The following is a 12,420-nucleotide window of genomic DNA, read 5'->3' as shown; positions in this document are numbered from 1 at the left end:
GGCGCCCGCGGTTCCGGCGAGGGCGGGAACCGCTTCATTCTGCCTCGGCATGTTCGATTCCGAGGAGCCGTCGGGGACCTCCGCGACTCCTCCGTCCGGTCAGGCGGTCGGTATGGCCTGTCCGAGACCGTTTCATCCGCCTGCGGCCTCGACCTGGTCGTCGCGCCTGGCCGTCCAGCGGTGCCGAACGACTGGACCGCCTCGGTGTGCCGGCTGCCGTGTGGCGTCGTTCTTCTTCTGTGTTCTCGCAGGCCACCGACTCAATGACGCCTGAGTTCGAACTCACGGGCGGCATACCGGACATGCCCTCCTGACCTGCGAGAACGCAGGTCAGGAGGGCATTTTTTTCGTCGTTTGCCGTCCCCGCCCGCGGCTCGCGGGCGGGGCGGGGGCCCGGTGGTGCGTGGCACCGGGTGCCGTTGCGGGTGGAGCGGGTCAGTTGGGGGTGGGGACGCGGTCCGCCGGGGTGTCCGTCCGCGCGGGGGCGGGCGGGGTCGGGCGTTCGTGGTGGAAGCCGTACTTCTGGTGGAAGCGGCGCAGGGGGCCCGGAGCCCACCAGTTGGCGTTGCCGGCCAGGCGCATGAAGGCGGGGACCAGCAGGCCGCGGATGACCATGGCGTCCATGGCGATCGCCAGCGCCGTGCCGAGGCCCAGGATCTTGACCGGGGTGAAGCTGGTGGCGACGAGCGCGAGGAAGAAGATGGCCATGAGCCCGGCGGCCGCGGTGATCAGCCGGCCGGTGCTCTGGATGCCGTGGGCGACCGCGGCGGTGTTGTCGCCGGTGCGGTCGTACTCCTCCTTGATGCGGGAGAGCAGGAAGACCTCGTAGTCCATCGAGAGGCCGAAGATCACGCAGAACATCAGGATCGGCATCGTGACGTCGATCTGCCCGGTCACGGTGAACTCGCCCGCCAGGAAGGTGAGGTGGCCCTCCTGGAAGATGAACACCATCGCCCCGAAGGTGGCGGTGAGGCTCAGGAGGTTCATGATGATCGCCTTGAGCGGGACCAGGAGGCTGCCGGTGAAGAGGAAGAGCAGCACGAAGGTCAGCACGGCGATGATCAGCGCCGCGTAGGGGAGGGCGGCCCAGAGGCTGTCGAGGGTGTCGCTGTAGGCGGCGGCCATGCCGCTGACCTTGGCCTCGGCGCCCTCGGGCGGGGAGAGGCCGCGGACGTCGGAGACCATGTCCTGGCCCTCTTCGGAGTAGGCCTCGGTGACGCTCTGGAGGGACAGCCAGGTGGAGTCGGCGGTGTCGAAGACGTCCGCCGCGCCGGGCGGCGCGGGGGCGACGCGGTCGCCGTCCTGGAAGACGCCGGCCGAGGAGTCGACCCGCTCGATGCCGTCGAGGCGCGACAACGCGGCGGCGTACGAGGAGAGCTCGGCGGCGGGGGGCTTCGTGCCCTCCAGGACGACCTGGAGCCCCTGCCCGGCCAGGGCCGGGAAGTCGTCGCGCAGGGCGTCGCCGACCTGGGCGGCCTCGGCGTCCTTGGAGAGGGCGCGGTCGTCGGGCAGCCCGTAGGAGGCGTTGCCGAACGGCGCGACCAGGACGGCCAGGGCGATGAGCACCAGGGCGAGGACCGGGACGGGCCGGCGCATCACGAAGGTGGCGAGCCGGTACCAGAAGCCGTGTCCCTCCGCGCCGCGGGTCCGGGGCCCCTCGCGCCGGAACCTGGCCAGCGGGTCGAACTTGTCGATCCGGGGGCCGAGCAGCGAGATCAGCGCCGGCAGGAGCACCAGCGAGCCGAGCATCGCGAAGAGCACCACGCCGATGCCCGCGTACGCGAACGACGTCAGGTAGTAGAGCGGGAAGACCAGCAGTGCGCCCAGGGAGAGCAGCACGGTGAGCGACGAGAAGAGGACCGTGCGGCCCGCGGTGTCCAGCGAGCGGCGCAGCGCCTCCTCCAGGTCGCGGCCGGCGGCCCGTTCCTCGCGGTAGCGGCTGACGATGAACAGGGAGTAGTCGATGGCCAGGCCGAGGCCGAGCGCGGTGGTGAGGTTGGTGGCGAAGATCGACACCGGGGTGAACTGCGCGACCACCACCAGGATCGCCAGGGACCCCACGACCGAGACGCCCGCGACGGCCAGCGGCAGCAGCGCCGCGGCGCCGGAGCGGAAGACGAGGATGAGCAGAAGCAAAGTGATCGGCACGGCGATCGACTCGGCGAGCAGCAGGTCCTTCTCGACGGACTCGTTGGCCTGCCGGTTGAACTCGGCGTATCCGCCGGACTTCACCTCCAGGCTGCCCTGTTCGCCGGTGACCTCGTCGACGATCTCCTCGGCGGTGGCGGTGATCTCGTCGTCGTCGCCGCCGAGCCGGGCCAGGATCAGGGCCTGGTCGCGCCCCTCGGAGACGAGCTGGGCGGCGGCCGGGTCGTCCTGGGCGGCGAAGGCGGACGTGACGGACTCGACGCCGTCCTGATCGGCGAGTTTCTCGGTGAGCCGTCGGCCGTCGCGCCGCGTCAGCGGGTCGTCGAGCGGCCGGTCGGGCGTGACGAGCAGGATGAAGTTGGCGTCGCCCGCGTCGAAGCGGTCCTCCAGGATCTCGGAGGCGGCGGACGACTCGGAGTCGGGGTCGTCGAAGCCGCCCGCGGAGAGCGAGGTCATCACCGGTCCGGAGACGACGGTGATCAGCACGAAACCCAGTGCGGACAATATGAGCACAAGACGGCGTCGATGGACGGCCAGCGACGCCAGTCGCGAAAGCATAGGGAAACTCCATCGGTTTGCATGGGAGCGGATGCAAGGCGAAGTGGCGCCGATAGGGCACGGGGTGCCATCGACGGGTGCTGCAGGAGAGGCCCCGCCCAGGGTGTGCATGAAATAGCCGTTCGAATACGGGTGTCAAGGCGCTTCGCGTACTCGATCGGTGAATTGCCCGGTCAGAGCGCGGGAGAAAGATTCCGCGGCGGGTCGGGGCGCGGCCCGGCGGTCGTACGGCCGCGGCGAGGGGGGACGACGATGCCGCGGAAGGGGGAGTGGGCGCCGTTTTCCGCCGGGGAAACGGCCCTGACCAGGGGCGATGGGAATGGGTGACAAGAAGGCGCGGCGACGCTACAGTTGGTCACATGACTAACTCGGTCGACCGGCCCCCCTCGTCCCGTGGTCAGCGACGGCGCGAGCAGTTGGTCGACGCCGGTGTGGAGCTGCTGGCGGAGGCCGGCTGGCCCGGTGTGACGACCCGCTCCGTCGCCGAACGCGCCAACGCCAACCTCGGGCTGATCCACTACTACTGGGGCGGCCTGCCGGCGTTGAAGACGGCCATCGCCCGCCGGGCCGGCGAGCAGGTCTTCGACCCGGTGACCGAGGAGTTGAGCGGGACCGCGACGCTGGAGCAGGCCCACGCCAAGCTGATCGAGCTGCTGGCCACCCCGCACGACGGCAGGACGGCCCGGCTGACGGTCGAGCTGATCGCGGGCGCGGCCCGCGAACCGCTCCTGGGCGAGGTGCTCCGGGAGGCGCTCGCCGAGACCAGGGGGCAGTTGCGCACCTGGCTCGCGCGGGTGCACCCCGCCGCCCCGGCCGGCAGCGAGACCGTGCTGATCGCCCTGCTGGACGGCATGTTGCTGCACCGGATGCTCGACCCCGACCTGGACAACGGCGAAGCGATAGCGGCCCTGTCGCGGTTCCTGCCCGGCGGCCCAGGCCCCGAGGGCGGCTGAGGGCCGCCCGTACGCAGACCCGGCGGCCCGGTACATCCCCCGGCCGGGCCGCCGCCCCTCCCGTCCCCGCACTCCCCCCTGCTCAGGAGGACGATCCACGTGGAAGCGGCCAAGCCGAGCTGGGCCTTCGGCGCCGGAGCCACCCCCTTGGAGAAGGGGTTGGCCTACGCGGTCTCCGCGTTCGGCATCTGCGTGCTGGCGGTCGGCGGGCACGGCCTCGGCTGGACCTGGTGGCAGTGGGTGATCGGGGCGCTGCTCGTCCACGACCTGGCGGGCGGCGTCGTCGCCAACGGGCTGGACACCGCCAAGCTCTTCTACCACTCCCCTCTCACCTACACCGACTCGGTCTTCGCCCGCTTCGTCCACCACCCGATCGGCTTCACGGCGCTCCACGTCCAACCGGTCCTGATCGCCCTGGTGATACCGGGCGGGACGTGGTGGTGGGGGGCGCTCTGGTACGGCTGGGCCCTCGTCGGAGCGGTCGTCGTGGAGCGCGCCGAGGAGCGGTTGAAGCGGCCCGCGGCCCTGGCCTGCGTCGTCACCGGGACCATGGTGGCGACGTACGTCGAGTCGCCTCCGGGGCTGGACTGGCTGCCGGCCGTGCTGCTGCTCAAGCTGGTCCTCGCGCACGGCGTGCCCGAACGCCTCGGCCGACCCGCCGCAATCGCCCCGGAAGGCGAATCGCGGGACGACGCGGTCGGCGGAAGCGGGGCCCCGGCGTAAGGGGGAACTGGCTGAAATCCCCATGCGAGGGGCATTGCGTCGACCGTGTGTCGAACTTTCAGCAAGGGGTGGACAGTTGCTGGAAGAGTATGCGTAAATATTACTTCCAGCCATCCATTTTTTTGTGAAACGGACGCGTATTCGCGGTGCGATGCGCTGTGGCCCACAAGTCTCCCGACGGACATCTTGTGCACACATCCGGTTCTCCCGGCTGGGGCGACATTCTGGCATGGGGGATATAAGCGAATGCGTCGATCGTCTTTTCTCTTCGCTCGGCAGCCGACCGGATGGTCGACCCCGCTCATCGCCCACCAGAGCACGGCAACGATTTCGAGCAGACGGGGAACGAATGCTGATCGAAGTTTTGGGTCCGATGCGCGTCACTCATGACGGTACCGAGGTCGAGATCCCAGGAGCCAAACCCAGGACCATCATCGCGAGCCTCGCCCTGCATCCGGGCGAGGTGATCTCCGCGGCCGACCTGCTGGACGAGCTGTGGGGAGCCAATCCGCCGCGGTCGGCCGGCAACTCGCTCCAGGGGCACGTGGCCCGATTGCGCCGCTCGCTGGCGCAGCAGACGAACCGGGCGCGCGCCCGTGACGTGCTGCGGACGTTCGGGTCCGGCTATCTGCTCGACATCGACGCGGACAGCGTGGACGCCCTGCGGTTCACCCGGATCGTGCAGGAGGTGGGCAGCCGCACCATCCACGAGGACCCGCGGCGGGCGATCGGCCGGCTCACCGAGGCGCTGGGGATGTGGCACGGCCCGGCCCTGGCGGACACCGGCCAGGGCATCAGTTGCCAGACGGCGTGCGCGCACCTCAACGAGACCAGGCTGATGGCCAGGGACCTGCTGATCGAGGCCCAGCTCGCCCTCGGCCTGCACCGCGAAGTCGTCCCGCAACTGGAGCAGTTGCTGACCCGCCACCCGTTGCGGGAGCGGTTCTGCGAGCAGCTCATGCTCGCCCTCTACCGCTCGGGCCGGCAGGCGGACGCCATCAACGTCTACTACCGCGTACGGGAACGCCTCAGCAAGGACCTCGGGCTGGAGCCCGGACCCGGTATGCGCAACCGGCTCACGGAGATCCTGCAGCAGGAGCCGAGCCTGATCCTCGCCGGGAGCTGACCCCCGCGCTCGGGGCCCGTCCGCGCCGAGGCCGACCGGCCGCCACCGTGCGGCACGGCGGCCGCGGCATCGCGTCGCCATCACCCGACTCGCTCCGGGCGCACCTCCGTTCAGCACGCTTAGTCACCTGACTAACTATAGTCCGGGTGTGCTTCTGTGTCACCCCCGCGCTGCCCGCGGTGACACGAGTGCGGCGGTATCCGGCCATCCGGATGCCGCCGTCTCCCATGCCCACATCCGGACAAAAAGGACTCAGTCAGGTTTCAGTGCATTCTCAGGAACCCCTGGAAAAGTCTTGTGCGCACCCTTCTACAACCTCGACTCGCGCGTTATTCGCAGACGAAACGGAGTCAGTGTGGGCACCGGTCAGCCGTCCCGTTCCACCCCTCAGAGCCTGCGCACCTATTACTCCTACGTGAACGGCGAGCGGAGGGAGAGCGGGGAATGGGTCTACGTGGTGGACTCCAACGCCCTGCTCGACGACGTCTTCGCCAGCCTCCGCCTCAAGCGCCGCCTGGAGCAGGGGCCGCTGGAGGACGTCGCGCCGGAGGGCCTGCCGGACACCGTGGTCGGCCGGGTCGCCAAGGCGGACCGCGACACCGTTGAGCTGGCGGTGAAGGCCGCCGCGTCGGCGTTCCCGGAGTGGGCCGCGGCGCCGCTGGAGACGAGGGTCGACCGCTTCGCCGAACTGCTCCACCGGCGCATATCCGACCACGCGGAGGAGATCGCCGCCATCCTGGTGGCGGAGGGCCACCCCCTCCCGCTGGCCCGCTGGCAGGTCTCCGGGATGCTGGAGATCTTCGGGGCGCAGTCCGCCGCGTTCTACCGCTCGCAGATGCTCCAGGAGTTCACCCACGGCGAGCGCCGGCTGCAGGTCCGCCGCCGCCCGGACGGCGTGGTCTGCCTCAACCCGCCGCAGAACGCCCCGCTCTCCAGCGCCATGCTGGGGGCCACCGCCATCATGGCCGGGAACGCGCTGGTCGTCCGGGCCCCCCGGAGCGGACCGCTGGGCGTGATGTACGTGCTCCAGGAGGTCGTCGCGCCCGTGCTGGAGGAGCTGGGCGCGCCCAGCGGCGTGCTCAACGCGGTCTGCGGCGACCCCGCGCCGATGCTCTCGGCCTGGCTGGAGAGCCCCGAGGTCGACGACATCATCTACTTCGGCAGCAGTGAGAACGGCGTCCGCTTCGAGCAGCGCTGCATCGCCGCCGGGAAGAAGCCGATCCTGGAGCTGGCCGGCAACGACGTGGTCACCGTCTGGAAGGACGCCGACGTCGAACTGGCCGCCGAGGCCCTGACCGAGAGCTTCTACGGCTCCGGCCAGCTCTGCATGATCCCCAACCAGGTCGTCGTCCACCCGGACGCGGCCGACGGACTGCTGGACGCGCTGCTGCGGCAGGTGCGCGAGATCCGTCCCGGCCGCCCCCAGGACCCGGACGTGCTGCTCACGCCCGTCCTGCGCAACGAGAAGTTCTTCGCCTGCCTGGAGCAGGCGCTGGACAAGGGCGCCGAGCTGGTCCACGGCGGCCACGCGACGGGGATGGACGGCGTCCGCGACCCGCACGGCATCTTCCTGGAGCCGACCGTGCTGGTGGTGCGCGGCCTGGCGCACGCCCGCGAGCTGGACGCCGTGCGCCACGAGACGTTCTTCCCGCTGCTGCCGGTGATCGTGGCCGAGCCCGCCGACGACGCGACGACGCTGGACCGCTTCGTGGCCTTCGTGGAGTCCAACGAGTACGGGCTGCGCAACTCGCTGTGGGCGCGGGACGAGCGGGTCGTGGAGTACTTCACCGACCGCATCACCGGCGGCGGCCTGCTCAAGGTCAACGACTCGCACATCGGCTTCCTACCCTGCCTGCCCACGCACGGCGGCACCGGGCTGACCGGCGGGGTCTTCGGCGAGGCCAACTACCCGATCCTGCGCACCTCGCACATCCAGGGCGTGAGCCTCAGCGGCGGTTCCCGACCGCGCGAGGCCGTCTTCGGCGCGTGGCGTGAGCTCTTCGGCTGACGCGTTCGTCGGGCACCTGCCGCAGGCGTTCGCCGCGACGCTCCAGGACGCCCTGAGGGACATCCGCGACAACCTGCCCTTCCGGGCGACCACGAGGGGAACCATGACCACAGTCGACACTCCGGGCGCAGCCGCCGAGGACCACACCGCGGACGCGCTGATCGAGCTCTACCGGACGCGCATGAACAAGGGGCGCGCCACGCTCGGCGAACTCTTCGGCCGCCACGTGGAGGTGGCGTCGGACGGGGCCTGGGTCACCGGCGAGGAGGGGCGCCGCTTCCTCAACTGCGGGGGGTACGGGGTGTTCATCACCGGCGCCCGCCACCCCGCGGTCGTCTCGCGCGTCGCCGAGCAGTTGGGCCGCCACCCCGTGGGGACGCGGCTCTTCCTGGAGCCGCAGGCCGCCTACGCCGCCGACGCGCTCGTGGCCCACGTGCCCGCGGGCCTGGAGCGGGTGCACTTCGCGTGCGGCGGCGCCGAGGTGGTGGAGGCGGCGATCAAGCTCGCCCGCACCCGCGGCCGCACCCGCCTGGTGGCCACCGAGGGCGGCTACCACGGCAAGACCATGGGGGCGCTCAGCCTCACCGGCAAGGACGTCTTCCAGGCCCCGTTCCGGCCCCTGCTGCCGGGCGTCGACCACGTGCCGTACGGCGACGCGGCGGCGCTGGAGCGACTGCTCGCCACCATGCCGGGCGAGGCGTGCGTCGTGCTGGAGCCGGTCCAGGGCGAGGCCGGGGTGGTCGTCCCGCCGCCGGGCTACCTGCGCGAGGTCCGCCGGATCTGCGACGCCCACGGGGCGCTGCTGGTGCTGGACGAGATCCAGACCGGGCTGGGCCGGCTGGGCGCCTGGTGGGGGGCCGACCTGGCGGGCGTGGTCCCCGACATCCTGCTCACCGGCAAGGCGCTGGGCGGCGGCGTCATGCCCGTATCGGCCCTGGTGGCGACGGCCGAGGTGTTCTCGGTCTTCGACCGGGACCCGTACCTGCACACCTCCACGTTCTCCGGCTCGCCCCTGGCGATGGCGGCGGTGCGCGGCGCGCTGGCCGCGATCGAGGAGGACGGCCTGGTCGAGCGGGCCCGCGACCTGGGCGACCGGCTCCTCACCGAGCTGCGGGCGATCGCCGTACGCCACTTCGGCCCGGCCGTCGCCGAGGTGCGGGGCCAAGGGCTGCTGATCGGCGTGGAGTTCACCGAACCGGGGCTCGCCGGCGAGCTGCTGATCGAGCTGCTCGAACAGGGCGTCATCGCCAACCACTCGCTCAACTCGCACATGGTGCTGCGCTTCACCCCGCCCGCCGTGCTCGCCCCCTCGGACGTGGCGTTCCTCTACGAGGCGTTCGACCGGGCCTGCCGCGCGCAGGCGGCGCAGTACCTCCCCTCCGTACCGACTCACTAGGCGGCATACCCATGCGTAGCGTGCAGCTTGCGATCGACATGCCCGGCACCGACCCCGACACCGCGTTCGCCGCGATCCGCGCGTTCGGCCGGTTCTCCGACCTGGCGCCCGCGGTGCGCTCGGTCGAACCGCACGAGGGCGGCAGCGACTGGGAGGTCTACTTCCGCAACGGGATCCTGCGCTGGACGGAGGCCGACCGCGCGGACGAGACCGCCCGCACCATCGACTTCGCCCAGGTGGACGGGGACTTCGCGTCCTTCTCCGGCCGCTGGCACGTGGTCGCGACGGCGGACGGCGGCCGGACCGACTTCACCTGCGACTTCGACTTCGGCATCCCCAGCCTGGTCGGCATCCTCGACCCGGTCGCCGAGCGCGTCGTCAAGGAGACGATCAGCCTGATCGTCATCGGCCTCTTCCCCGGCTCCACCGTCCTCGACGACGCCAGACTCTCGGACCGGCTGGCGCAGTTGGCGACGCCGCCCGCCGGCGCGGTCTGAGCCGGGGACGACCGTGATGACTCGGGCCTCGATCCTGGCCGGACTCGGCGTCCGGCTGCCGGAGCGGATCGTCACCAACGACGAGCTGGGCCGGGAGCTGGACACCTCCGACGACTGGATACGCAGCAGGACCGGCATCGGGCGGCGGCACGTCGCGGACCCCGGCACCGCCACCTCGGACCTGGCGTACGAGGCGGGCGGCCGGGCCCTGAAGTCCGCCGGCGTCGAACGCGCCGACGCGGTCGTGCTGGCCACCACCACCCCGGACCGGATCTGCCCGGCCACCGCGCCGCTGGTCGCCGCCCGGCTGGGGCTGGGGCCGGTGCCCGCGTTCGACGTGTCCGCCGTGTGCACCGGGTTCCTCTACGCGCTGGCCACCGCCCGCGGGCTGATCGCGGCGGGGATCGCCGACAGCGTCCTGGTGATCGGGGCGGACACCTACTCCACCCTCCTCGACCCGCTGGACCGCTCCGCGCGGGCCATCTTCGGCGACGGCGCGGGCGCGGTCCTGCTGCGCGGGGGCGAACCGGACGAGCCGGGCGCGCTCGGCCCGACCGTGCTCGGCAGCGACGGCGGCGGCGAGGGGCTGATCTCGGTGCGGTCGGGCGGCTCCAGGGAGCCGTTCCGCGCCGAGAGCGCCGCCGGCGCGGACCCGTACTTCCGGATGAACGGCAAGGCCGTCTTCCGCAACGCCGTGGAGCGGATGGCGCAGAGCGCGCGCCAGGTGGCGAAGGAGGCCGGCTGGGCGGTCGACTCCGTCGACCGGCTGATCGCGCACCAGGCCAACCTCCGCATCCTGTACGCCGTCGCCGACCAGCTCGGGCTGGGGCGCGACCGCTGCCCGGTCCACCTGGACCGGGTCGGCAACACCGCCGCCGCCTCCCTGCCGCTCGCGCTGGCCGACGCGGTGGACGGGCGGCGCCTCGTCCCCGGCCACCGCACCGTGCTCACCGCCTTCGGGGGCGGGCTCACCTGGGGCGCGACCGCCCTCGTCTGGCCGGACGTGCGACCCGCGTGAGCGCCCGGCCCACCACCCGCACCATCCACCCCTCCAGCGGACGCCGTGTCCGCACCACCGTTACGGAGACAGCCATGAGTGACGTGTACGCACGCTTCGTCGACCTTCTGGAGAAGGGCTTCGGCGCGGACGCCGGAGAGGTGTCCGAGAGCACCACCTTCATGGACCTGGAGCTGGACTCGCTCGCCCTGGTCGAGCTGGCGATCGCCGCGCAGCAGGAGTTCGGCGTGCCGATCGGCGACGACGAGCTGCACGCCGAGGACACGATGGCGCACGTCGCCAAGGTGATCGAGGCCAAGCTGGTGGAGGTCTGATGGCGGCCGGTGACGGCCGCTTCGACGCCGCCATCACCGGCCTGGGGATGGTGACGCCCGCCGGTTCGGGGGCGTCGCCCACCTGGGAGCGGCTGTGCGCCGCCGAGGCCACCTGCGCCGGCCCGGTCGAGGAACTGTCCGGCCAGCCCGTGGAGTTCGCCGCGCGGGTCCCCGGTTTCGACCCGGTGCGGGCGGTCGGGCGGCGCAAGGCGTGGCGGCTGGACCGCCACAACCAGTTGGCCCTGGCCGCCGCGGCCGAGGCCGTGGCCGACTCGGGGCTCTCCCCGGCCACCTGGGACGGGGCCCGCGTCGGGGTGGTCCTCGGGGTCGGGCTGGGCGGCGCGGCGAGCTGGGAGGCGCAGCACCGCAAGCTGCTGGAGCAGGGCGCCGAGAGCATGTCGCCGATGCTGATCCCCCTGCTCATCAGCAACATGTCGGCCGGGCACCTGGCGATGGAGTACGGGGCGCGGGGGCCGAACTTCGTGACGGCGACGGCCTGCGCCTCGGGCGCCACCGCCATCGGCGCGGCCCGCGAACTGCTGCGCGGCGGACTCTGCGACGTGGTGCTGACCGGGGGCGCGGAGGCGTGCGTGGTGCCGTCGATCGCGGGCGGCTTCGCCCGGATGGGCGCGCTCTCCCGGCGCGCCGCCGACCCCGCGGCGGCCTCCCGCCCGTTCGACGCGGGCCGGGACGGCTTCGTGCTCGCGGAGGGCGCGGCCGTCCTGGTGCTGGAGCGGATGGAGGACGCGCGGGCGCGCGGGGCCCGCGTGCGGGCGCGGGTCAGCGGGTACGGCGCGTCCGCCGACGCGTACAACCCGACGGCCCCCGACCCGGAGGGCAGGGGCGCGGAGCTGGCGGTACGGGCGGCCCTGCGGGACGCCGGGCTCGGCCCGGAGGACGTCGACCACGTCAACGCCCACGGCACCTCCACACCGCTGAACGACGTGTCCGAGGCCCGGCTGATCCGGCGGGTCTTCCCGCACCGGCCGCCGGTCACCTCCGTCAAGGGGGTGCTGGGGCACTCGCTCGGCGCGGCCGGGGCGATCGAGGCGGCGGCGGCCGCGCTGACGCTGGAGCACTCCTTCGTCCCTCCGACCGCGAACCTGGAGAGCCAGGACCCGGAGATCGATCTGGACGTGGTCGCCAAGGAGGGCCGGGAGGGGGCGCTCGCCACCGTGGTGAGCAACTCGTTCGGGTTCGGCGGGCAGAACGCGGTCCTGCTGCTGAGCCGGGCCTGAGCCCGGCGGGCCCGGCCACGGGCGGTACGGCACACGGCGGGGCCCGGTCGCGGGAAGCGACCGGGGCCCGCCGCGTGCGTCGCGCGGGGCCGGCTACCAGGCCGGCGAGGCGGAGTAGCCGGCGCCGACCCGCTCGCCGGCCGTCTCGTCGACGACGACGGCCATGGCGCCGAAGTCCCGCTCCAGGCCCCGGAAGACGTCCGACTCCATGTCCCGGTCGAAGGCGTCCCGGTCGCGCACGCCGATGATCTCGAAGTAGTGGAACGGGGCCTCGGGGCTGTGCGAGACCCGCTGGACGCTGAAGGAGACGACGCTGGGCAGTTTCGGGCATGTGGCGTAGTCGACCTCGCACACCCAGCGCTCGAAGCGCAGCGGGTCGACGGCGGGCAGCAGCTTGACGCGGTGGACGATGTACTCCACGGGGTCCTCCGGGGCGTAGGG

Annotated in this window: 11 protein-coding genes; 9 read left to right on the top strand and 2 right to left on the bottom strand. The window is 72.2% G+C overall.

What is annotated here, in order from left to right:
- Window positions 1-435 precede the first annotated feature (435 nt).
- The gene (locus ACZ6EJ_RS11015; protein ID WP_469266232.1) at window positions 436-2,706 is read right to left on the bottom strand and encodes an MMPL family transporter; all 2,271 of its coding nucleotides are present in this window, start codon (window positions 2,704-2,706) and stop codon (window positions 436-438) included.
- 359 nt (window positions 2,707-3,065) lie between these two features.
- On the opposite strand from ACZ6EJ_RS11015, the gene ACZ6EJ_RS11010 reads away from it, so the two are divergent.
- The 9 genes from ACZ6EJ_RS11010 (at window position 3,066) to ACZ6EJ_RS10970 (ending at window position 11,979) form a co-directional block, all read left to right on the top strand.
- Entirely contained in the window at window positions 3,066-3,659 is a 594-nt protein-coding gene (locus ACZ6EJ_RS11010; protein WP_469266230.1) for a TetR/AcrR family transcriptional regulator, read from the top strand.
- 99 nt (window positions 3,660-3,758) lie between these two features.
- The gene (locus tag ACZ6EJ_RS11005) at window positions 3,759-4,382 is read left to right on the top strand and encodes a hypothetical protein (RefSeq protein WP_469266228.1); all 624 of its coding nucleotides are present in this window, start codon (window positions 3,759-3,761) and stop codon (window positions 4,380-4,382) included.
- Window positions 4,383-4,731: 349 nt separating this feature from the next.
- Window positions 4,732-5,508, top strand: coding sequence for an AfsR/SARP family transcriptional regulator (locus ACZ6EJ_RS11000; protein ID WP_469266226.1), 777 nt, complete (start codon window positions 4,732-4,734; stop codon window positions 5,506-5,508).
- A 355-nt stretch (window positions 5,509-5,863) separates the two neighbouring features.
- On the top strand, window positions 5,864-7,516 hold the full coding sequence (locus tag ACZ6EJ_RS10995; protein WP_469266224.1) for an aldehyde dehydrogenase family protein: 1,653 nt from the start codon (window positions 5,864-5,866) through the stop codon (window positions 7,514-7,516).
- A 103-nt stretch (window positions 7,517-7,619) separates the two neighbouring features.
- Window positions 7,620-8,912: an aspartate aminotransferase family protein gene (locus tag ACZ6EJ_RS10990; RefSeq protein ID WP_469266298.1), complete on the top strand. Its 1,293-nt coding sequence runs from the start codon at window positions 7,620-7,622 to the stop codon at window positions 8,910-8,912.
- 11 nt (window positions 8,913-8,923) lie between these two features.
- Window positions 8,924-9,409 (top strand): type II toxin-antitoxin system RatA family toxin, encoded by a 486-nt coding sequence (locus ACZ6EJ_RS10985; protein WP_469266222.1) that lies wholly within the window; start codon window positions 8,924-8,926, stop codon window positions 9,407-9,409.
- A gap of 16 nt (window positions 9,410-9,425) precedes the next feature.
- A complete protein-coding gene (locus tag ACZ6EJ_RS10980; RefSeq protein WP_469266220.1) occupies window positions 9,426-10,427 on the top strand; it encodes a beta-ketoacyl-ACP synthase III in 1,002 nt (333 codons plus the stop codon).
- A 74-nt stretch (window positions 10,428-10,501) separates the two neighbouring features.
- A complete protein-coding gene (locus ACZ6EJ_RS10975) occupies window positions 10,502-10,741 on the top strand; it encodes an acyl carrier protein (RefSeq protein ID WP_469266218.1) in 240 nt (79 codons plus the stop codon).
- Window positions 10,741-11,979, top strand: a complete 1,239-nt coding sequence (locus tag ACZ6EJ_RS10970; protein ID WP_469266216.1) for a beta-ketoacyl-[acyl-carrier-protein] synthase family protein — start codon at window positions 10,741-10,743, stop codon at window positions 11,977-11,979. Before ACZ6EJ_RS10975 ends, ACZ6EJ_RS10970 begins: the two co-directional genes overlap by 1 nt.
- A gap of 93 nt (window positions 11,980-12,072) precedes the next feature.
- Here the strand turns inward: ACZ6EJ_RS10970 and ACZ6EJ_RS10965 are convergent, their stop codons facing one another.
- Window positions 12,073-12,399, bottom strand: a complete 327-nt coding sequence (locus tag ACZ6EJ_RS10965) for a RedY protein (protein ID WP_469266215.1) — start codon at window positions 12,397-12,399, stop codon at window positions 12,073-12,075.
- Window positions 12,400-12,420: the final 21 nt, after the last annotated feature.

The sequence above is a fragment of the Streptomyces sp. NPDC041970 genome, assembly GCF_055588985.1.
This window is presented reverse-complemented; position numbering and strand designations above follow the sequence as displayed.